Origin of the sequence: Falsiroseomonas oryzae, from assembly GCF_027856955.1 — a bacterium.
GTDB lineage: Bacteria > Pseudomonadota > Alphaproteobacteria > Acetobacterales > Acetobacteraceae > Falsiroseomonas > Falsiroseomonas oryzae.
The window spans coordinates 35,034-56,330 of sequence record NZ_JAPSMD010000004.1 but is presented as its reverse complement, the minus strand read 5'-3'; the positions used below and the strand labels follow the sequence as shown (position 1 = coordinate 56,330).

Below are 21,297 nucleotides of genomic sequence, written 5' to 3'. Positions count from 1 at the left end.
GCCGCGCTGGTGCTGGGCACCGCCGACCTTGCCGCCGCAGCGCGCGCGCTGGGGACGGCGCCGGGCGCCACGGTGGCGGCCGCGCCCGCCCGAGCCACCGGCGTGCTGCTGCGCTTCGTGCCGGCCTGACCATGGCGGGCTGCGCCCGAAGTTGACGTTACGGCGGCGCGGCCCGCATGCTGCGCCGCAAGATGACGGTCCCCAGGAGGGTCTGATGGATCTCACGCGTCGCGCGACACTTCTCACCTCCGCCGCGCTCGCCTCGAGCGTGATGTTTCCCGAGAGAGCCTTCGCGCAGGAGACGCCCCGCCGCGGCGGGGTGATGACGGTCCACTTCGCGACCGAACAGCGCATCCTCAACCCCAGCCTGCAGGCCTCGACCGGCGTCTACATCGTCGGCGGCAAGATGCAGGAGCCGCTGGTGGACCTGGACGCGGCCGGCAATCCCACGGCCTGCCTGGCCGAAAGCTGGGAGGCCGCGCCGGACGGCAAGACCATCACCTTCCGCCTGCGCCAGGGCGTCACCTGGCATGACGGGCGCCCCTTCACCTCCGCCGACGTGCAGTTCACGGCGATGGAGATGTGGAAGAAGATCCTCAACTACGGCACTGCGTTGCAGCAGTTCCTGACCGCCGTGGATACGCCGGACGCACGCACCGCCGTGTTCCGCTACGAGCGGCCGATGCCGCTGAACCTGCTGCTGCGCGCCCTGCCGGACCTCGGCTACGTCTCGCCGAAGCATGTGTACGAGGGCACGAACATCCGGGAGAACCCGGCCAACACCGCGCCGGTCGGCACTGGCCCCTATCGCTTCCTGCAATACGAGCGCGGCCAGTTCATCATCGCGGAGCGCAATCCGAACTACTGGCGCAACAACCTGCCCTACCTGGACCGGGTGGTCTGGCGCGTGGTCGGCGACCGCTCCGCGGCGGCGGCGCAGCTGGAAGCCGGGCAGATCCTGTTCAGCCCCTATTCCTCGCTGGCCATCGCCGACCTGCAGCGGCTGGGGCGCGACCCGCGCTTCGAGGTGACGACGCGCGGCAACGAGGGCAATGCGCGGACCAACACGCTGGAGTTCAATTTCCGCAATCCCGTGCTGGCCGACATCCGCGTCCGCCGCGCCATCGCGCATGCGCTGGACGTGCCCTTCTTCATCGAGAACTTCCTGGGCGACTTCGCGAAGCTCGGCACCGGGCCGATCCCTTCGGTCTCGCGGGACTACTACCCGACGGAGCCGATGCCGCAATACGCCTTCGACCGCCGCCGCGCGAATGCGCTGCTGGACGAGGCCGGGCACCGGCGCGGCGCGGGCGGCGTGCGCTTCACGCTGCGGCTGAACCCGGCCCCCTGGGGCGAGGACATCGCCCTGTGGTCCACCTTCATCCAGCAGTCGCTGCAAGAGGTGGGCATCCGCGTGGAGATCGTGCGCCTGGACGCTGCGGGCTTCCTGCGCACCGTCTACAACGACTGGAACTTCGATCTCGCCACCGGCTGGCACCAGTACCGCAACGACCCGGCGGTCTCGACCACCGTCTGGTACCGCTCCGGCCAGCCGCGCGGCGCCCCCTGGACGAACCAGTGGGGCTGGCAGGACGCCGAGGCCGACCGCATCATGGACGCGGCGCAGACCGAGCTCGATCCGGCGCGGCGCAAGCAGCTCTATGCCGACTTCGTCCGGCGCGTGAACACCGAGCTGCCGCTGTGGATGCCGATCGAGCAGATCTTCGTCTCGGTCTTCAACCGGCGTCTGCGCAACTACGCCAACAATCCGCGCTGGGCCTCCTCGTCCTGGCACGACCTGTGGCTCGCCTCCTGACCTGATGCGGGTGCTCGCGCTGGCGGGGAGGCGGCTGGCCGCCTCGCTGCCCACGCTCGTGCTGATCCTGGCGGGCATGTTCCTGCTGCTGCAGCTTGCGCCCGGGGACACGGTGGATGCCCTGCTCGGGCAGATGGGCGGTGGCGGGGATGCGGCGCTGGCTGCCGAGCTGCGGCGCTACTACGGGCTCGACCTCTCCGTGCCCGCGCAGCTCGCCAACTACTTCTGGCGGCTCGTGCGGCTCGACCTCGGTTTCTCCGCCATCTACGGCAAGCCCGTGGCGACGGTGATCCTGGAGCGGCTGCCGACGACGCTGCTGCTGATGAGCGCCGCGCTGTCCTTCGCCTTCTTCGTCGGTCTGGTGCTGGGCGTGCTGGCCGCGCGGCGGGTGAATGGCTGGACGGATACGCTGATCTCGACGCTCGGCCTGGTGTTCTACGCCACGCCGTCCTTCTGGTTCGGGCTGATGGCCATCGTGCTTTTCTCGGTCCACCTGGCCTGGCTGCCGGCGGGCGGCTTCGAGGAGATCGGCGCGGGCTACACGGGACTGCGCCGCGTGCTGGACATCGCGGCGCATCTGGTGCTGCCGACGCTGACGCTCGGGCTGATCTTCCTGGCGATCTACCTGCGGATCATGCGCGCCTCCATGCTGGAGGTGCTGACGCTGGACTTCGTGCGCACCGCGCGCGCAAAGGGGCTGGACGAGACGCGCGTGCTGACGCGCCATGTGCTGCGCAACGCGATGCTGCCAATGGTGACGCTGATCGGCCTGCAGGCCGGCACCATGCTCGGTGGCTCGGTGGTGGTGGAGAGCGTCTTCTCCCTGCCGGGCCTCGGCCGGCTGGCCTATGAGGCGGTGGTGCAGCGCGACCTCAACACGCTGCTGGGCATCGTCTTCATCTCGGCGCTGCTGGTGATCGTGGTGAACTTCCTGGTGGACCTGGTCTATGCCCGGCTCGACCCGCGGATCGGGGCCGGGCGGTGAAGCGTTTCCTGCTGGCCTATCTGAAGAGCCCGCCGGCGGTCATCGGCCTGGTGCTGCTGCTGGTGATCGTCGCGATGGCGCTCTCTGCCGACTGGTTCTTCCCGCGCGACCCGCTGTCGCTGGCCGGGCGGCCGCTGCAATGGCCGGGCGCAAATCCCCGCTTCCCGCTGGGCACCGACAATTCGGGCCGCGACATCGCCGCGCAGATCTTCCACGGCGCGCGCGTCTCCCTGCTGATCGGCGTCGTCGCCACCTCCATCGCGGTCGGGCTCGGCATCGTCGTCGGCGCGCTGGCGGGCTACCACGGGGGCTGGGTGGACGACGCGCTGATGCGCGTGACCGAGGCGTTCCAGACCCTGCCGAACTTCCTGCTGCTGCTGGTGCTGGTCGCCGTGTTCGGTTCCGACATCACGACCGTTACCGTCGCCGTCGGCGCAGTCTCCTGGCCGGCGCCGGCGCGGTTGACGCGGGCGGAGTTCCTCAGCCTGCGCAACCGCGAATTCGTGCAGGCCTGCCGCACGCTGGGCATGGGCGACGCCCGCATCATCTTCCGCGAGGTGCTGCCGAACGCGCTGCCGCCGGTGATCGTCTATGCCTCCGTCGTCATGGCGGTGGCGATCCTGCTGGAAAGTGCGCTCGCCTTCCTGCGGCTGTCCGACCCCAACGTGGCGTCCTGGGGGAACCTGATCGGGCTGGGGCGGGACGTGCTGCGCGTGCAGTGGTACGTCTCCGCCATCCCCGGCGTCGCGATCCTGGTGACCGTGCTGGCGGTCTCGCTGGTGGGGCAGGGGCTGAACGACGCGCTGAACCCGCGGCTGCGTGGGCGATGAGCGGTCCGGTCCTCTCGATCCGCGGGCTCGGCGTGAGGCTGCCGCGCAACGCGGACCGCAGCCACGCGCTGCGCGACGTCTCGCTCGACATCCAGCCGAACGAGATCCTCTGCGTGGTGGGGGAGAGCGGGTCCGGCAAGTCGATGACGGCGAGCGCGGTGATGCGCCTGCTGCCGGCGAATGTCGCGATCGATGCGGGCCAGGTCCTGTTCGGCGGCGAGGACCTGGTGCAGGCCAGCGAGGCGCGGATGCGCGCGCTGCGCGGCGCCGGCATCGCCATGGTGTTCCAGGAGCCGATGACGGCGCTGAACCCGCTGCGCACGGTGGGCGACCAGATCGCGGAGATGTTCCGCATCCACACCCGGATGGATGCCGCCGCGATCTCGGCGCGCACCCTGGGGCTGCTGGAGGAGGTGCGGATCCCCGACCCGCGCCTGGCGCTGCGCGCCTATCCGCACGAGCTGTCCGGCGGGCAGCGCCAGCGCGCGATGATCGCGATGGCGCTCGCGCTCGACCCGAAGCTGCTGATCGCGGACGAGCCGACCACGGCGCTGGACGTGACGACGCAGGCGCAGATCCTGGCGCTCATCAAGGACCTGCAGCGGCGCAAGGGCACCGCCGTGCTGTTCATCACGCACGATTTCGGCGTGGTGGCGGAGATCGCGGACCGCGTGGCGGTGATGCAGCATGGGCTGGTGGTGGAGCAGGGGCCGGCGAGCGAGGTGCTGCACGCGCCGCAGCACGACTACACCCGCGCGCTGATCGCGGCCGTCCCGGCGATCGGCGCGCCGGCGCCGCGGCCGGTGTCGGACACGAACATCCTGCAGATGCGCGGCGTCGAGAAGACGTATCGCACCGGCGGCTTCCTGGGCCGCCATGCGCGGGTGACGCATGCGGTGCGTGGCGTGACGCTGGACCTGCCGAAGGGCGCCACGCTCGGCATCGTCGGTGAGTCCGGGTCCGGCAAGTCCACCCTGGCGCGCTGCATCGTGCGCTTGGTGGAGCCCGAGCGCGGCGTCATCACGCTGGACGGGACGGACCTGCTGAAGCTGCGCAGGCGCGAGATGCGGCAGGCCGCACGCCGCGTCCAGATGGTGTTCCAGGACCCCTTCGCGTCGCTCAATCCCCGCCGCCGCGCCGGGGAACTGGTTGCGCAGGGGCCGATGGTTCACGGCGTGCCGCGTGCCGAGGCGATGCGCCGCGCGAAGGAGCTGTTCGCCCTGGTCGGGCTCGATCCCGCCGCCACCGACCGCTTCCCGCACGAGTTCAGCGGCGGCCAGCGCCAGCGCATCGGCCTGGCGCGCGCGCTGGCGCTGGAGCCTGAGGTGCTGGTCGCGGACGAGCCGGTCTCGGCGCTCGACGTCTCGGTGCAGGCGCAGGTGCTGCGTCTGCTGCAGGATCTCCGCGTTCGCCTCGGCCTGTCGCTGGTGTTCATCACGCACGACCTGCGCGTGGCCGCGCAGGTCTGCGACCTGGTCGCGGTGATGAAGGACGGCGAGGTGGTGGAGCACGGGCCGGTGGCGGAGGTGTTCCGCGCGCCACGGCATGCCTACACCCGCGCGCTGCTCGACTCCGTGCCGGGCCGGCATTTCGCAGGCGCGGCGCCGGCCTGACCGGCTAGCCGCATCGCACGGTCATCCCGCCATCCACGACGAGTTCTGTGCCCGTGATGAAGCGCGCCTCCTCCGAGGCGAGGAACAGCACGGCGTTCGCCGTGTCCCGCCCGTCGCCGGCGAAGCCCAGCGGGATGCGCGACACGCGCTGCCTCACCAGCGCGGCCACGTCGCCGTCGGCACGCTGCCTGGCCAGCCGCGCCTCCACCATCGGCGTGTGCATCTGGCCAGGCACCACGGTGTTCACCCGTATGCCCTTGTCGGCGTACTGCAAGGCCACGACGCGCGACAGCTGGATGACGCCGGCCTTGGACGCGGCATAGGCGACCTGCGCCGCACCGGTCCAGCGGATGCCGGAGGCGGAGGCCAGGTTCACCACGGCGCCCGCGCCCTGCCGCTCCATCACCGGCAGGACGTGCTTCAGCATCAGGAAGACGCTCTTCAGGTTGGTGTCGACCTGGAGATCCCAGACCTCCTCCGCCATCTCCACCGGCCCGCCGGCGGCCGAGCCGCCGACGTTGTTCACCAGGACGTCGATGCGGCCGTGGCGCGACGCCACCTCCGCGACCAGGCGGGCGATCGCGGCGCTGTCCGTCACGTCGAGCGTGGCGGGCTCGAAGCGACCGCCTTCCGCGGCGATGCGCCCGGCGGTCTCCTCCATCGAGTCCGGCCGGCGGTCCAGGCCGATCACGGTGGCCCCCTCCCGCGCAAGGCCGACCGCGACCGCACGCCCGTTGCCCCAGCCCGGGCCGACGCAACCGGCGCCGGTGACGACGGCGACCTTGCCAGCGAAACGCTCGGACATGGCCCGCTCCCCTGCGCTGGCGACAGGCAAGCCTGCGCGGTCACGCCGCGACGTGCAACCGCCTTCCCTCCCACGGCACGGGCGCCCATCCTGCGCCAGCAGCTGAAAAGGAGCACCGTCATGCCGCGCCTGGACATGCCGCCCGAGGAGGCCATGACACCGGAGCAGAAGGCGGCCTGCGCGGAGGCCATCGCAGGCATCCGCGGTCGCGTGCCGGCGCCGATGATCGCCTGGCTGCAGAACCCGGAGCTGGCCGAGCGCGCGCAGAAGCTGGGGGAGCTGCTGCGCTACCGCACGACGCTGGAGCCGCATCTGTCGGAGCTGGCGATCCTGGTCTGCGCCCGCCACTGGACCTCGCACCACGAATGGGCAGCGCACAAGCGGGAGGGTCTGAAGGCGGGCATGGACCCGGAGGTGATCGCCGCCATCGCCGCGCGACGCCCGCCCCGCCTGCGCGACGCGCGGGAGCAGGCGGTGTTCGACGTGGCGTCGACGCTGCTGTCCACCGCGCGCGTGCCGCCGCCGCTCTACGCGCGCGGCGTCGCGGAACTGGGCGAGCGCGGGATGGTCGAGCTGGTCGGCATCCTGGGCTACTACTGCCTGGTCGCGCTGACGCTGAACGCCTTCGAGCTCGGCCTGCCCGGCAGCATCGCGCCGGAGCTGGAGGACCCTGAGTACCGCTGACGCCGGTCCGGCTTCTCTGGCCCGGCGATTCCCGCCCTTCGCCGTGCCCACCTTCGGTGTGCACACTCAGGGCGATCGCGGGCTAGTCGAGCCGGATGTCGGCCGCGCGCACCACGGTGGTCCAGCGGGCGATCTCGGCGCGGATGAAGGCGGCAAACTCGTCCGGGCCGAGCGGCGCCGCGACTGCGCCTGCGGCTTCGACACGCTGCATCGTCGGGCCTTCCGCCAGCACCGCGCGCGCCGCGTTGTCCAGGCGCTCGACCAGCGCCGGCGGCGTCCCGGCCGGGACGAAGAGGCCGGTCCAGCCGTTGAGCTCGAAGCCCGGCAGGAACTCCGCCACCGCGGGCAGCTCGGGGAATTCGGGGAGCCGGGTCGGGGAGGTGACGGCGAGCATGCGCAGCTTCCCCTCGCGGACCAGCGCGCGCGTTGCGACCAGCGTGTCCACCATCACCTGCACCTGTCCGCCGGCCAGCGCCACGGTCGCCGCCGTCGGCGCGCGGAAGGGCACGTGAACGATGTCGAGGCCGGCCATGTGCTTCAGCATCTCGGCTGCCAGATGCGTCGTGGTGCCCGCCCCGCCGGATCCGTAGTTCAGCTGGCCGGGATGCGCCTTGGCATAGGCGATCAGCCCAGGCAGGTCGGTGACGGGCAGCGCCGGATGCACGACCACGGCGCTGACGCCGCTGGACAGCCGCGTCACCGGCAGGAAGTCCCGGAGCGGGTCATAGGACAGCCTGGCGCCGTAGAGCGGCACGTTCATCGCATGCGTGCTGATCGTGCCGATCAGCAGCGTGTGCCCGTCGGCCGGGCTGCGGGCTGCGGCCTCCACGCCGATGATGCCCGCTGCGCCGGGCCGGTTCTCCACCACGAAGGCCTGGCCGAACAGCGCGCCGAACCGGTCGGCGATCAACCGGCCCATCACGTCGGTGGATCCGCCCGGCGCGAAGGGGACGATCACGCGCACCAGGCGGTTGGGCCACTCGCGCGGCTGGGCCGTTGCAGGGCGGGCGGCGAGCCCGGCCACGCCGGCAAACAGAAGGCTGCGCCTTGCGATCCTCATCGTTGCCCGTTCTCCCTCGCGCCGGTCATGTCGGCATGGCGTGCACCTCGCGCGCCTTGGCGGCGCAGGCGCCGATCAGGAAGCCCAGGTCCGTGCCGGTGGAGACGTAGCGCGCGCCCATGCGCACGAATTCCGCCGTCAGGTCCGGGCGCGTGGCCAGGCCGCCGATGCCGACATGCTTGCCGCATCCGCGCGCGACCTGGATCAGCCGGGCATAGGCGGCGCGGACCTCGGGATGGTCGAACTCGCCCGGGATGCCGAGTTCCGCCGTCAGGTCGTTGGTGCCGACGAGCACCATGTCCACGCCCGGCACGGCCAGGATCTCCTCCGCGTTGCGCAGCGCCTCGACGGTCTCGATCATCGGGATGACCATGGTTGCGGCGTCGAGGACAGGATCGCCAACCTTCGCCGGCCAGGCGCGGAACCCGAATTGCGGCAGGTGGCCAGCCGCCGAGCGCGTACCGAGCGGCGGGAAGCGCGCCATGCGGACCAGCGCGCGCGCGTCCTCCGCGCCGTGCACATGCGGCGCGATGATGCCGAGGGCGCCGGCATCCAGCACGCGGCCGACGAATTCCGGCGTCAGCGCCGGGACCCGGACGAAGGGCGTGACGCCGAGCGCCAGCGCCGCCATGCAGATCTGCCCGGTGACGTCGATGGTCAGCGGTCCGTGCTCCAGGTCGACGTAGAGGCTGTCGAAGCCGGTGCTGGCGGCGATCTGCGCCACCTCGATTCCGCGCACGAGGCGCGCTGTCATGGAGGCGACGACCTCGTCGCGCGCCAGCTTCTCCCGCACGCGGTTGACGACGACGGGGGCGCTGGCGGTCATGGCTCGGCTTCCACGCTTCAGGCTTCGAAGGACAGGGTGAGCTCGCCGCGACCGGCGAAGCTGGCCACCACGCGGTCGCCCGGCCTGGCGCGATGCAGGCCGGCGTAGGAGCCGGTGGTGATGATGGTGCCGCGCGGCAGCCGGTCCGGACGGCCCGGGGCCCGGAGGAAGGCCAGCGCCGGCAGCCGCGGGTCGCCGGCGGGATGCCCGCCCGAGACCTCGGCGACGCAGCGGCCGCCGACATGGAGCGCGACGCCGAGTGTCGCGAGCTCCGTCGGGGCGACGCCGATCCAGGGCGCGCCGAAGACGAGACCTCCATTCGACATGAAGTCGGCGGCGCGATGCAGCAGCGGCGTGCGTTCGTAGCTGGTGAAGCGCGTGTCAACGACCTCGATGGCGGGCACCACGCTCACGAGGCGGTCGAACTCCGCGAGCGTCACGCGGCGGTCGGCGGCAGTGATCTCTGACTCAAGACGGAAGGCTATCTCCGGCTCCACGCCCAGCATCGGCACGGCCGCCGCGCGGAAGACGGCCGGGGAGGGCTTGGCGCGGCTTCCCAGCACCGCGCCCCACATCACGCTGTCCGGATCGACGCCCGCGACCTTGTAGCCGGCCGCGGACTCCCCCAGGGCTGCGAGGATCGCCACCTGGATGGCGGCAGCCTCCGCGAAGGTCGCGGGCTGCGCGCCGGTCGGCAGCGCGACGAGCCGCGGCTCGCCGCGCTGTACCCCGGCGAGGAGCCGCGCGGCTTCGGCGATGGCGGCGGGCTGCATGGCCGCTACGCCGCCAGCGGCCGGATCGGCGCGCCGTCCAGGAAGGCGAGGACGTTCTCGATGGCCTGGCGATGGAACACGGCGTAGTTCTCCTGGACGCAATAACCGAGATGCGGGGTCAGCACGGTGCCGGGCAGACGGCGCAGCGGGTGATCCGCCGGCAGCGGCTCTCGGTCGTAGACATCGAGCGCCGCGACGATCCGCCCGGCGGCGAGCGCGGCCAGCAGGGCCGTCTCCTCCACCAGCGCGCCGCGGGAGGTGTTCACCAGGATGGCGCCGGGACGCATCAGGCCGAGCTCGCGGGCGCCGAGCAGGCCGACCGTGCCAGGCGCCAGCACCATGTGCAGGCTGACGACGTCCGATGCGGAGAGCAGCGCGTCCTTCGGCACCAGCGTCGCCCCTGCGGCATCCGCCCGGGCGGCGGTGAGGTTCGGGCTCCAGGCCAGCAGCGTCATGCCCAGCGCCCGGCCGTAGCCGGCCATCATCGTGCCGAGCCGCCCGAGCCCGATCAGGCCGAGCGTGCGGCCGCGCAGCGTGAAGCCGGGCAGGATGCCGGCCTGGAAGCCGCCCGCGCGGATCGCCGCGTCGCCCGCCGCCACATGCCGCGCGGCGGCCAGCATGAGGGCGAGCGCGAGTTCCGCTGTCGCGGAGCCGTCCTCGCCGGCCTCGGTGCGGGTCACCACGATGCCGCGCGCGGCGAGTGCGGCCACGTCGACCGACCGGTTGCGCGCGCCGGTGACGCTCAGCATCCGCAGGCGCGGCAGCCGCGCGATCAGCGACGCCGGGAAGGGCGTGCGCTCCCGCATGGACATGACGATGTCGAAGCTGGCCAGCGCTGCCGCCGCTGCGTCCTCGTCGGCGAAGGCGTCGTGCAGGAAGAGCACCTCGGCGCGGGCTTCGAGCGCGGTCCAGTCCGCGCTGGCCCGTGCCACGCGCTGCCAGTCGTCGATGACGGCGACCCTGGGCCGCATGGCGGGGCGCCCAGGTCAGCTCAGGGTGATGTTGGCATCCCGGATCAGCTGCTCAAGCAGCGTGCGCTGCTCGTTCAGCCAGGAGGCGAACTGCGCCGGCTCGTCGGCGACGAGGATGGAGCCGACGGCCGAGAGCCGCTGGATCACCGCCTGATCGCGCGCCGCTTCCGCGACAACGGCCTGCATCCGGGCGATGACGGGCTGCGGCACGCCGCTCGGCGCGAAGAGGCCGCTCCAATCCTCCATGCTGAAGCCGGGCAGTCCCTGCTCCGCGAAGGTGGGCACGTCCGGCAGCATGGGGCTGCGCTCCGCGCTGGTGACACCGAGGACGCGCACGCGGCCACCCTGGAGATAGGGGTTGATGGTGGAGGTGGTGAGGATGACGGCGTCGAGCGTGCCGGTCGCAACCTCCCGCGCCGCGTCGGTCGCCAGCCGATAGGCGACATGCTGGATGCGGATGCCTGCCCGCGCCTGGAGCAGCTCGCCGGCCATCTGCCCCATGCCGGCGCCGGGCGGCGTGCCGTAGTTCACTGCGCCCGGGCGCTGCCGGGCATGGACGATGAACTCCTGCAGGCTCGCGGCCGGGAAGTCCCGGCGCACGGCGAGCACCTGCGGGAAGCGCGCGAGGCGCGTGACGGGCAGGAACGCCGTGCGGAAGTCGAGCGGCAGGTTCGTCATCAGCACCGGGTTGACCAGCAGCTGCGACGAGTTGACCAGGAAGGTGTAGCCGTCATGCGGCTGCTGGAAGGCGTGCTGGGAGCCGATGACGGTGTTGCCGCCGGTGCGGTTGTCCACCACGACCGGCTGGCCGACGATGTCCGCGACGCGCGCGAAGACGGCACGGCAGACCGTGTCGGCCGCGCCGCCGGGGCCGTAGGGGACGACGATGGTGACGGAGCGGGATGGCCAGGCGCGCTGGGCAGAGGCCATCCGCCCGTGCAGCAGGGCCGGCATCGCGAGCGCGGCGGCCAGCAGCGGGCGACGTTCCAGGCTGGGCATTCCTCGCTTCCTCCGCTTCGTTCGAGCGCGACGCGCCGAGGCCCGCCGGGCGCCGCCATCCTGCATGCGCGACCAGCGAAGCCGGCCATGCACGCGATGCCTTCCGGAAGGAGGGACCAGGCCGGGTCAGGCTGTCAATCGCCAATTTATAGTACTATACGCAGTGCGTCCGTGCTGGCGCTGTCGGGCGGCTCATCCGGCGATCAGCGGCGCGGCGAACAGACCGCGTTCGCGGCGGACGGCGTAGGCCGCGGCGTTGTGGACGTTGGCAGGCCGCCGCCCCGAGAGCTCGTCGAGCACGGCCTGGGCCGCCGCGAGCCCGACCCTGCGCACCGCGGCCTCGGTCTGGCCGGCGACATGCGGCGACAGAAGCACGTTGTGCATGCGCCGGAGCGGGGAGTCCCCCGGCAGCGGCTCCTCGGCAAAGGTATCGAGCGCCGCGCCGCCGAGACGGCCGGCGGCCAGCGCGCGGATCAGCGCCGGCTCGTCCACCAGCTCGCCGCGCGCGGTGTTGACGAGGAGCGCGCCGGGCTTGAGGGCGGCGATCGCCGCCGCATCGAGACAGCCCGCCGTCTCGGCCGAAAGCCGAAGGTGCAGCGTCAGGACATCGGAGGTGGCCAGCAGGTCCGGCAGCTCCACCATGGCGACGCCGGCCACCTGTCGCTGGGCGCGCCCGCTGCGCCAGGCCTGCACCCGCATCCCGAAGCCGAGCGCCTGCCGGGCGACACGTTCGCCGATGGCGCCGAGCCCGAGGATGCCGAGGACGCGCCCCTCGAGTTCCAGGCCGACCAGCGGTTCGCGTGACCACGCGCCGCCGCGCATGGCGTGATCGGCCTGCGGCAGCTTGCGGGCCAGCGCCAGCAGCAGGGCGAAGGTGTATTCGGCGACCGCGGCCGCGTTGGCGCTGCCGGTGCTGGTCACGACAACGCCCTGGGCGGTGGCCGCAGCAAGGTCCACCGCATCCACGCCGACGCCGTGACGCGCGACGATCCGCAGCCCCGGCGCGGCCTGTATGACGCGGCGCGTCACCGTGCCGAGGCGGGCCAGGATGGCGCTGGCCCCGCTTGCGGCCTGCGCGAAGACGTCCTCGGGGCTGTAGGCGTCGAGGATGCGAAGCGTGCAGTCGCGCGCCAGAAGCGCGACGGCGTCGGGATGGATGCTCGGGTCGGACAGCACGACGAGGGGGCGGTGCGGGGCGGCGCCGCCGGATGCCTGGGCGGTCATGTCCGGGGCGCTCAGGTGCCCTTCGGATAGGTGCCGGGCCATCGCCGCTCGTAGCGGACATAGGTGTTCACGGCGTCCAGACGGCGCTTGGCCGCGCCGAGTGCGGCGACCGCGCCGGCCGGCGGTGTCCATGGGGCGTGCAGCTCCACGATGCCGAGGCAGTCCGTTCCGTCCGGCTGCTCGGCGGCGAAGACGCGGAGTTGCGCCGTCTCCGGCTGGTCCGCGTAGATGCGGCGCAGCCCCTCGACGATCGTCGCGGCGTCATGCTCCGCCAGGCCGCGGAAGCGCCAGACGACCAGGCGCGCGGCGTTGCCGGACGCGCCGAGCAACTGCCCGCCAGGGTGTATCTGGCGCGCCGCGGCGCGATACTGCCCCCAGACGCGGGCAACGATCCGCCCGGTCCAGTGGCTGTAGTTGTCGACGGCGATGCGCGCATAGTCGGGACCTCCGAGGACGCCGATGTCGGCGAGGTCGTACATGGCCAGGTAGCGCGGCCAGCCATCGATGCAGACGAAGCGCGCGGCGGTCAGGAAGCCCGGCGTGTCGCGGCGCTCGGGGAAGTGTTCCGTGTCGTACCAGTGCTGGAACTCCTCCTCCAGCTCCGGGGAGGGTTCCATGGCGGCGAAGAGCAGCCCGCACTGCTGGAGCCTGGTGTCGTCGCGCTGCATCGTCGTCTCCGGTCGCCGGGCCGGGCGGGGCCGTCGCGCCGCGACCTGCCGCCTTGCCCTTGCGCGGGCATGAGGCTAACGAATAGATCACTCAACAAGCAACTCCAGGGGCGCTCGGCGCCGCGGGACGTCCGATGCAGCACTGCCAGGGGCCGAGGATCGCATCGCGCAGGCCCGGCTTCGCCCTGCCGCCACTCGCCTGCGACAGTCATGCCCACATCATCGGCCCGGCGGATCGCTATCCTTTCGTGCCGAACCGCAGCTTCACGCCGCCCGATGCGTCGGAGCAGGACTTCCTGGCCATGCTCGGCACGCTGGGGCTGGCGCGCATGGTGATCGTGCAGCCCAGCGTCTACGGCACGGACAACCGGCGGACGGTCGACGCGGTGCGCAACCTCGGTCCGGCGCGGGCGCGCGGCGTGGCCATGGTCTCCGCCGGCGTCGGGGATGACGAGCTGCGCGCGCTGCACCAGGCCGGCATTCGCGCGACGCGCTTCATCACCACGGCCGGTGGCGGGCCGTCGCTGGATGACCTGCCTGCCGTTGCGCGGCGGATTGCCGCCTTCGGCTGGCATATCGAGATGTACGTGCCGACCGCGACCTGGCCGCACGTGCTGCCGGTATTGCCTTCGCTGCCGGTGCCGGTGGTGTTCGACCATATGGGCGGGCTGCGGGCGGATGCCGACGCGAATGACCCGTTGCTGGCCGAGATCCTGCGGCTGCTGGAGACGGGGCGCTGCTGGGTGAAGCTGTGCGGCTACCGCAACTCGGTCGCGGGCTTCCCCTATGCCGATGTCGCGCCGCTCGCGCGGCGCTTCATCGCCCATGCGCCGGAACGCTGCGTCTGGGGAACCGACTGGCCGCACACGGCGATCGAGGGCCACATGCCCGAGGATGCGGATCTGCTCGACCTGCTGGCGGCCTGGGCGCCCGACCCGGCGGTGCGACACCGGATCCTGGTGGAGAATCCCGCGGCGCTCTACGGCTTCGACCCGCCGCACGGCGTCGCCGCCGCGGCACCGGTCTAGCGGGCCGCGCGATGGACGGGATGCAGCCCAGGGGCAGTGGCGCGCAACGTGCAGCGCGTGCGAACGGGCCGGGCGCGGAGGATGGGCGGCGGCGGCGGATGCTGGCCGCGGACCGTCGCGAGCACATCCTTCGCGAAGCGACCGCATACTTCGCCGAGTTCGGGCTGAGCGCCGGGACCATCGAGCTGGCGCGGCGCGTCGGCATCACGCAGCCTCTGCTCTACAAGTATTTCGCGACCAAGGAGGTGCTGCTCGTCGCGGTGTACGAGCGCCTGTTCCCGCAGAACTGGGATCCGGCGCTGGAGGCGCTGCTGGAGGATGCCGCGAAGCCGGTGGAGGAGCGCCTCATCGCCTTCTACCGGCACTTCGCGCATGAGGTGCTGACCTACGAGCATGTGCGTCTGTTCCTGTTCAGCGGGCTGACGAACAGCGCGCTCAACGCGGCCTACTACGCGATCCTTACCAGGCGCATCTTCACGCGGATCGCCAAGGCGTTGCGACGGGAGTTCCTGGACGATCCCGGCCGGGGCCGCGTCGGTCACGCGGAACTGGAACTGGTGCAGTCGCTGCATGCCGCGATCTATCATGTCGCCTTCCGGCGCTGGCTGCATGGCCTGTCCGTGGAGGCGGACCTGGACGAGCTGATCGCGCAGAAGGTCAGGATCTTCCTGGGCGGTGCCGGGCGCGAGCTCGTCGGGATCGCGGCGGGCCGCGGAAGGTCGGTGGGCAGGGCACGCAAGCCCGCAGCCCCGACGCGCCGCCCTCGGGCGCGCGAGGGCGCCTAGCATGGCGCTGATGGTCTTCCTGAACCGCGTGCAGTTCGGCGAAGGGGCGCTGGCGGAGCTGCCGGCGGAGCTCGCGCTGGCCGGCATCCTGCGCCCGCTCGTGGTGACGGATCCGGGGGTGGTCGCGGCGGGGCTGCTCGATCGGCTGCTGGCCGTGCTGCCGGCCGGCATGGCGCACGCCGTCTTCGCGGCGACGCCGCCCAATCCGACGGAGCGGGCGGTGCGGAGCGCAACCCAGGCGTTCCGGGCGCATCGTGCGGATGGCGTGATCGGGCTGGGCGGCGGGTCGCCGCTGGACCTGGCGAAGGCGGTCGCGCTGGCGGCAACGCATCCGTCGGAGGCGCTGGCGCCCTATGCGGTGGTGGAGGGCGGGCTCTCGCGCATCACGGGCGCCGCGGTCCCCGTCGTGGCCGTGCCGACCACGGCCGGCACCGGCAGCGAGGTGAGCCGCGGCGCGCTGATCGTACTGGACGATGGCCGCAAGGTCTCGATCGGCAGTCCGTATTTGATCCCCCGAGCGGCCGTCTGCGACCCGAGCCTGACCCTTGGCCTGCCGCCGAGGCTGACGGCGGCGACCGGCATGGACGCGATCGCGCATTGCATCGAGACCTTCTGTGCCCCTCGGGAGAATCCGGTCGCGGATGCCATCGCTCTGGACGGGTTGCGACGTGGCTGGCGCGCTCTGCCCGACGCAGTGGCGGATGGAGCGAACCGAGCGGCGCGGGCGGCGATGATGCTGGCCTCGGTCGAGGGCGCCCTGGCCTTCCAGAAGGGGCTGGGGGCGGTGCATGCCCTGTCCCATGCGCTCGGCGCGCTGCCCGTCTCTCCGCATCACGGCACGCTCAATGCGGTGCTGTTGCCGCATGTCCTGCGCTTCAACGCCCCCGCGATCGCCGCGCTGGTGCCGCGCCTCGCGGATGCGATGGAAATTGCCGACGCATCCGTCGAGGCGCTGGCCCAGGCGATCGGGACGCGCAACGCCGCGATCGGCCTGCCTTCCGGCCTGGCGGCGATGGGGATCGAGTCCGCGCAGTTGCCTGCGGCGGCCGCCGCGGCGATGCGCGACCACCACCACCTGACCAATCCGCGCCGCGCGACGGAGGACGACTACCTCCGCCTGCTGCGCGACGCCCATCCGGGACAAGGCGCATGAGCGCAGCCACGCCACGCACGATGTTCGACAAGATCTGGGACCGGCACCGCGTGCTGGAGCGGGAGGACGGCCAGACCCTGCTGTACGTGGACTGCCACCTGCTGCACGACGGCACCGCGCCGGCCTTCGAGATGCTGAAGGCTCGCGGCGTGCGCCTGCGCGCGCCGGAGCGTGCCTTCGCGACTCCCGACCACTACATGCCGACCGACACGCGCGTCGCGGCCGACATCCCCAACCCGGCGCTGCGCGAGATGGTCGTCTCGCTGGAGCGTAATGCGGCGGCCGAGGGGTTCACGCTGTTCGGCCTGCAGGACGGCCGCCAGGGCATCGTACATGTGGTGGGGCCGGAGGAGGGGCTCAGCCAGCCCGGCATGATCATCGTGTGCGGCGACAGCCACACCTCGACGCATGGCGCGCTGGGCGCACTCGCCTTCGGCATCGGGATGACGGAGGTGGCGCATGTGCTGGCCACGCAATGCCTCTGGCAGCGCAAGCCGAAGACGATGCGCATCACGGTGGATGGCGAACTGGGCGCCGGCGTCACCGCGAAGGACGTGATCCTGCACGTGATCGCCACGATCGGCACCGCGGGGGCGACTGGGCATGTCGTCGAGTATGCGGGCTCCGCGGTGCGCGGCCTGACGATGGAGGGGCGGCTGACGCTCTGCAACATGTCCATCGAGGCCGGGGCCCGCGCCGGCATGGTGGCGCCGGACGAGACGACCTTCGCATACCTGGCAGGCCGGCCGCGGGCACCGCAGGGCGCGGAATGGGACCGGGCCGTCGGGCGGTGGCGGGACCTGCGCAGCGATCCCGGGGCGCGCTTCGACGCCGAGGTCGCGATCGATGCCGCGGAGGTCGCACCGACTGTCACCTGGGGCACCTCGCCGCAGGAGGCGGTGCCGGTGCACGGATGCGTGCCCGATCCAGCGACGGCGCCGGGCGCGGAGCGTCGCGCAGCGATGGAGGAGATGCTGGACTACATGGGCCTGGAGCCCGGCCAGAGGATCGAGGAGATCGCCGTGGACCGCGTCTTCATCGGGTCCTGCACCAATGGCCGGATCGAGGATCTGCGCGCGGCGGCCACGATCGCACGCGGGCGTCGCGTGGCGGCGGGCGTCACCGCCTGGGTGGTGCCGGGCTCCGCGCCCGTGAAGCGTCAGGCGGAGGCCGAGGGGCTCGATCGGATCTTCCGGGAGGCCGGGTTTGCCTGGCGGGAGGCCGGGTGTTCCATGTGCATCGGCACGAATGGCGAGATCGCCGCGCCAGGCGAGCGCGTCGCCTCAACCTCGAACCGCAACTTCCGCGGCCGCCAGGGGCCAGGCGCGCGGACCCATCTGATGAGCCCCGCGATGGCCGCCGCAGCGGCGGTGACCGGCCGCATCACCGATGTGCGTCGCCTGCTGGGGAAGACGGTGTGATGGAACGCTTCCAGGTCGTCCGCTCTGTCGCCGTGCCGTTCCCGAAGTCCAATATCGACACGGACCAGATCCTGCCGGCGCGCTTCCTGCATCTGCCGCGCGACGCGGATCACGGCGCCTGCCTGTTCCGCGACCTGCGCTACCGTCCCGACGGCAGCGAGATCGAGGAGTTCCCCCTGAACCGTCCGGTCTGGCGGACCGGGCGCATCGCCCTCTGCGGCGACAACTTCGGCTGCGGCTCCTCGCGCGAGAATGCGGTGTGGGCGATGCATGGGCATGGCTTCCGGGCCGTGATCGCACCGTCCTTCGGCGACATCTTCGCCCAGAACGGCCTGAAGAACGGACTGCTGCCGGTGCGGCTGCTGGCCGGGACGGTGGCGATGATGATCGCGCAGGCCGAGACCGACCCGCAGGGCGAGGTCACCGTGGACCTGCAGGCGCAGACGGTCACCGCGGCGGATGGCAGCGTGCACGATTTCGAGATCGATCCATTCGCGCGGAGGTGCCTGCTGGAGGGCATCGACGAGCTCGCCTTCACCCTGGGGCATGACGAGGAGATCGCCGCCTTCGAGCGTCGCTTCGGGCGCGAGAACAGCTGAGGACATGACGCGCATGCATATCGCGGTGCTCGCCGGCGACGGCATCGGCCCGGAGGTGACGGCCCAGGCGGTGAAGGCGCTGCGCGCGCTGGCTGCCAACGGGCCGCAGTTCGAATTCAGCGCCGCGCCGGTCGGCGACGCAGCCTACGACACGGTCGGCGATCCGCTGCCCGAGGCTACGGCGACACTGGCGGAGCGGGCCGATGCCGTGCTGTTCGGGGCCGCCGGCACCTATGAGAGTGACCTGCGCCCGCCCGAGGCGCGCGGGGGGCATGCGCTGCTGCGGCTGCGCAAGCGGATGGACCTGTTCGCCAATTTCCGTCCCGTCTTCGCCTTCCCCGAGCTGCTCGGCGCCTCCACCCTGCGGCGGGAGGTGATCGAGGGTGTGGACCTGATCGTGCTGCGCGAGCTGACGGGCGACATCTATTTCGGCCAGCCGCGTGGCGTGCGGGTGGAGAATGCCGAGCGGGTGGGCATCAACACGATGCGCTACACCGAAGGCGAGATCCGCCGCGTGGCCCGCGCCGGGTTCGAGGCAGCGCGCGGGCGACGCAAGAAGCTCTGCTCCGTGGACAAGGCGAATGTGCTGGAGACCAGCGCGCTGTGGCGAGAGGTGGTGACGGAGGTCGCGCGCGACTATCCCGATGTGGAGCTGACGCATCAGTATGTCGACGCGGCCTCCATGATGCTGATCCGGCGGCCGCGCGACTTCGACGTGATCGTCACCGGCAATATCTTCGGCGACATCCTGTCGGATGCCGCGGCCATGCTGACCGGATCGATCGGCATGCTGCCATCGGCGTCGCTGAACGCGGCGGGGCAGGGGCTCTACGAGCCGGTGCATGGCTCGGCTCCGGACATCGCGGGCAAGGACATCGCGAACCCGCTGGCGTCCATTCTCTCGGCGGCCATGATGCTGCGCCACTCGTTGAAGCAGCCCGCACTCGCGGCGCGGATGGAGCAGGCGGTCCGGCGCGTGCTGGCGGCGGGGCTGCGCACCGCCGACATCATGGAGCCGGGCGCGATGCTGGTCGGCACCGAGGCCATGGGCGACGCGGTGGCGCGAGAACTCTCCGCAATGGCAGACTGACAACCAACAACGAACCGACAGGGAGGACCGGAGAATGACGCACGACATAAGCCGCCGCCGCCTGCTGGCCGCGTCGCTCGCCGCGACGGCGCTGGCCCGGCCGGCCTTGGCGCAGGCCGAATGGCCCACCCGCCCGATGCGCTGGATCGTGGCCTTCGCCGCAGGGGGCGCCGCCGACACTGCGGCGCGCGCCCTGGCGGCGGACATGCAGGAGGCGCTGGGCCAGAACATTGTCATCGAGAACCGCACCGGCGGCAACGCCGTGGTGGCGGCAAGCGCCTTGCTGCAGGCGCCGCGCGACGGATACACCTTCCTGGTGGATGCCGCGAACCAGCTGACCAACCCGGCGCTGATGCGCGACCTGCCCTTCGACTACGCCACCGCCTTCCAGCCCATCACGCAGATCTCTGCCTTTCCCCAGGTCATCGCGGTGAAGCAGGACTTCCCCGCGCGCACGATCGCGGAGTTCATCGCGCTGGCCAAGGCCCGCCCCGGCACGATCAGCGTGGGCACGCCGCCGGCCGCCGGCATGGCGCATCTGGCACTGGCCGCCTTCCAACGGCGGGCGAGCATCCGCCTCGTGCATGCGCCGTACCGGGGTGGCGCGGATGCAGCGCGCGACATCCTGGCGGGCAACATCGACGCCGTGCTGATCACCACCTCCTCCATCCGTCCGCCGGTCCAGGCCGGGCGCGCGCGGGTGCTGGCCGTCACCAGCCTCGAGCGCGTCCCGTCGCTGCCGGACGTCCCGACCTTGGCCGAGTCCGGTTTCCCCGGCTTCGACCTGAACGACTGGAACGGGTTGTTCGCAGGGGCGGGCGTGCCGCGGCCGATCATCGATCGGGTGGCCGCGGCGGCCGCCGTCTCCGCCCGTTCCCCGGCCGTGCGTGCGCGGATGGATCCCGCCGGTGCGATCATGATCGGCAACTCCCCGGAAGCCTTTGCGACCTGGCTGGCGGAACAGCGCCGCAGCGCGCTGGAGGTGATCCGGGAGGCGAACATCACGCTCGGCTGAGACCGCGCAGCCTGCGACCGCAAGGCCCGCGCGGGGCGGCCGCTACCCGGGTTCGAGCCCCCGGCGCCCGGCGGCGGGCGTCATCGCGGCCCGGCATCGCCATGCTACACGGGAGACGCCGATCCACGAGAGACCCATGCGCATCGCGGTGATCACCGACATCCACGGCAACCTGGCCGCGCTGGAAGCGGTGCTGGACGACATCGCGCTGCGCGGTGCGGACAGCACCCTCTGCCTGGGCGATTGCGCGTCGGGGCTGATGTGGCCGCGCGAGACGACGGAACTCCTGATGGACCGCGGTATCCCAAGCGTGCGCGGCAACCACGATCGCTGGCTGGTGGACCGCGCGCCGGATGCGATGAGCCGGCAGGACGCGGTCGCCTTCGCGGAGACGACGGCGGACCAGCGGGCCTGGCTTGGCAGCCTGCCGGAGCGCATCCTGCCCGCGCCGGGTGTGCTGGCCTGCCACGGCACGCCATCGAGCGACACCCAGAACCTGCTCGAGGAGCCGCGCGACGGAAGGCTCGTGCCGTCGTCGCTGGAGACGATCCGCGCGCGACTTGGGGAGGAGGGGATGGCTGCACGGGTCGTGCTCTGCGGCCACAGCCACCAGGCCGGCGTGGTGCAGGTTCCCGCCGGGCCGCTGGTGGTCAATCCGGGCAGCCTCGGCCTGCCGGGTTTCCGCGTCACGCGCCCGCCGCATCCGCATGTCGCCGAGGCGCGCTCGCCGCATGCGCGCTACGCCATGCTGACCCTCGACGAGGCGGGCGGCGACCGGGTGGACCTGCTCGCCGTGCCGTACGACTGGGAGGCGGCGGCGCGCCGGACGGAGGAGCGCGGCGCGCCGGTCTGGGCCAAGGTCATCCGGACGGGCTTCATCAGCTTCGAGGACTGACCGGCCGGCCCCCCCGGCGCCTCTAGGCACGCGCGCCGCGCGTGCTCTAGGCTCCGG

General features: G+C 72.1%; 21 protein-coding genes. 13 read left to right on the top strand and 8 right to left on the bottom strand.

What is annotated here, in order from left to right; all coding sequences use genetic code 11:
• Positions 1-214: 214 nt before the first annotated feature.
• The 4 genes from OZN99_RS01360 to OZN99_RS01345 are packed head-to-tail and all read left to right on the top strand — an operon-like array spanning position 215 to position 5,244.
• The gene (locus tag OZN99_RS01360; RefSeq protein ID WP_270933367.1) at positions 215-1,816 is read left to right on the top strand and encodes an ABC transporter substrate-binding protein; all 1,602 of its coding nucleotides are present in this window, start codon (positions 215-217) and stop codon (positions 1,814-1,816) included.
• 4 nt (positions 1,817-1,820) lie between these two features.
• Positions 1,821-2,801: an ABC transporter permease gene (locus OZN99_RS01355; RefSeq protein ID WP_270933366.1), complete on the top strand. Its 981-nt coding sequence runs from the start codon at positions 1,821-1,823 to the stop codon at positions 2,799-2,801.
• Positions 2,798-3,631, top strand: coding sequence for an ABC transporter permease (locus OZN99_RS01350; RefSeq protein WP_270933365.1), 834 nt, complete (start codon positions 2,798-2,800; stop codon positions 3,629-3,631). The genes OZN99_RS01355 and OZN99_RS01350 overlap by 4 nt, the downstream gene beginning before the upstream one ends.
• Complete coding sequence (locus OZN99_RS01345) at positions 3,628-5,244, top strand: ABC transporter ATP-binding protein (protein ID WP_270933364.1); 1,617 nt, start codon at positions 3,628-3,630, stop codon at positions 5,242-5,244. The genes OZN99_RS01350 and OZN99_RS01345 overlap by 4 nt, the downstream gene beginning before the upstream one ends.
• A 4-nt stretch (positions 5,245-5,248) precedes the next feature.
• Here OZN99_RS01345 and OZN99_RS01340 read toward each other — a convergent pair whose 3' ends face one another.
• Entirely contained in the window at positions 5,249-6,049 is an 801-nt protein-coding gene (locus tag OZN99_RS01340) for an SDR family NAD(P)-dependent oxidoreductase (RefSeq protein WP_270933363.1), read from the bottom strand.
• 120 nt (positions 6,050-6,169) lie between these two features.
• On the opposite strand from OZN99_RS01340, the gene OZN99_RS01335 reads away from it, so the two are divergent.
• Positions 6,170-6,733 carry a carboxymuconolactone decarboxylase family protein gene (locus OZN99_RS01335; RefSeq protein ID WP_270933362.1) on the top strand — a complete coding sequence of 188 codons (564 nt, stop codon included), beginning with the start codon at positions 6,170-6,172 and terminating at the stop codon, positions 6,731-6,733.
• Between the two features lie 82 nt (positions 6,734-6,815).
• Here the strand turns inward: OZN99_RS01335 and OZN99_RS01330 are convergent, their stop codons facing one another.
• The 7 genes from OZN99_RS01330 to OZN99_RS01300 all read right to left on the bottom strand — a co-directional run bounded on the left by OZN99_RS01330 (position 6,816) and on the right by OZN99_RS01300 (position 13,254).
• On the bottom strand, positions 6,816-7,793 hold the full coding sequence (locus OZN99_RS01330) for a Bug family tripartite tricarboxylate transporter substrate binding protein (protein WP_270933361.1): 978 nt from the start codon (positions 7,791-7,793) through the stop codon (positions 6,816-6,818).
• Positions 7,794-7,818: 25 nt separating this feature from the next.
• On the bottom strand, positions 7,819-8,619 hold the full coding sequence (locus OZN99_RS01325) for an HpcH/HpaI aldolase family protein (RefSeq protein WP_270933360.1): 801 nt from the start codon (positions 8,617-8,619) through the stop codon (positions 7,819-7,821).
• Between the two features lie 17 nt (positions 8,620-8,636).
• A complete protein-coding gene (locus tag OZN99_RS01320; RefSeq protein WP_270933359.1) occupies positions 8,637-9,392 on the bottom strand; it encodes a 2-keto-4-pentenoate hydratase in 756 nt (251 codons plus the stop codon).
• Positions 9,393-9,397: 5 nt separating this feature from the next.
• Positions 9,398-10,363, bottom strand: a complete 966-nt coding sequence (locus OZN99_RS01315) for an NAD(P)-dependent oxidoreductase (RefSeq protein ID WP_270933358.1) — start codon at positions 10,361-10,363, stop codon at positions 9,398-9,400.
• Positions 10,364-10,378: 15 nt separating this feature from the next.
• Complete coding sequence (locus OZN99_RS01310) at positions 10,379-11,362, bottom strand: Bug family tripartite tricarboxylate transporter substrate binding protein (RefSeq protein WP_270933357.1); 984 nt, start codon at positions 11,360-11,362, stop codon at positions 10,379-10,381.
• A 192-nt stretch (positions 11,363-11,554) separates the two neighbouring features.
• Positions 11,555-12,586, bottom strand: coding sequence for a hydroxyacid dehydrogenase (locus tag OZN99_RS01305; protein WP_270933356.1), 1,032 nt, complete (start codon positions 12,584-12,586; stop codon positions 11,555-11,557).
• A gap of 11 nt (positions 12,587-12,597) precedes the next feature.
• Entirely contained in the window at positions 12,598-13,254 is a 657-nt protein-coding gene (locus tag OZN99_RS01300; protein WP_270933355.1) for a DUF4286 family protein, read from the bottom strand.
• Positions 13,255-13,388: 134 nt separating this feature from the next.
• Between OZN99_RS01300 and OZN99_RS01295 the strand changes: the two genes are divergently transcribed.
• The 8 genes from OZN99_RS01295 to OZN99_RS01260 all read left to right on the top strand — a co-directional run bounded on the left by OZN99_RS01295 (position 13,389) and on the right by OZN99_RS01260 (position 21,240).
• On the top strand, positions 13,389-14,282 hold the full coding sequence (locus OZN99_RS01295) for an amidohydrolase family protein (RefSeq protein ID WP_270933354.1): 894 nt from the start codon (positions 13,389-13,391) through the stop codon (positions 14,280-14,282).
• A gap of 98 nt (positions 14,283-14,380) precedes the next feature.
• Positions 14,381-15,067, top strand: a complete 687-nt coding sequence (locus OZN99_RS01290; RefSeq protein WP_270933353.1) for a TetR/AcrR family transcriptional regulator — start codon at positions 14,381-14,383, stop codon at positions 15,065-15,067.
• Position 15,068: 1 nt separating this feature from the next.
• The gene (locus OZN99_RS01285; RefSeq protein ID WP_270933352.1) at positions 15,069-16,220 is read left to right on the top strand and encodes an iron-containing alcohol dehydrogenase; all 1,152 of its coding nucleotides are present in this window, start codon (positions 15,069-15,071) and stop codon (positions 16,218-16,220) included.
• Positions 16,217-17,641, top strand: coding sequence for a 3-isopropylmalate dehydratase large subunit (leuC, locus tag OZN99_RS01280; protein WP_270933351.1), 1,425 nt, complete (start codon positions 16,217-16,219; stop codon positions 17,639-17,641). The genes OZN99_RS01285 and leuC overlap by 4 nt, the downstream gene beginning before the upstream one ends.
• On the top strand, positions 17,641-18,240 hold the full coding sequence (gene leuD, locus OZN99_RS01275) for a 3-isopropylmalate dehydratase small subunit (protein ID WP_270933350.1): 600 nt from the start codon (positions 17,641-17,643) through the stop codon (positions 18,238-18,240). The genes leuC and leuD overlap by 1 nt, the downstream gene beginning before the upstream one ends.
• A gap of 4 nt (positions 18,241-18,244) precedes the next feature.
• Positions 18,245-19,330 carry a 3-isopropylmalate dehydrogenase gene (gene leuB / locus OZN99_RS01270; protein ID WP_270933349.1) on the top strand — a complete coding sequence of 362 codons (1,086 nt, stop codon included), beginning with the start codon at positions 18,245-18,247 and terminating at the stop codon, positions 19,328-19,330.
• A gap of 34 nt (positions 19,331-19,364) precedes the next feature.
• A complete protein-coding gene (locus tag OZN99_RS01265; RefSeq protein WP_270933348.1) occupies positions 19,365-20,345 on the top strand; it encodes a Bug family tripartite tricarboxylate transporter substrate binding protein in 981 nt (326 codons plus the stop codon).
• A gap of 136 nt (positions 20,346-20,481) precedes the next feature.
• Complete coding sequence (locus OZN99_RS01260) at positions 20,482-21,240, top strand: metallophosphoesterase family protein (protein WP_270933347.1); 759 nt, start codon at positions 20,482-20,484, stop codon at positions 21,238-21,240.
• The last annotated feature ends 57 nt before the right edge of the window (positions 21,241-21,297 follow it).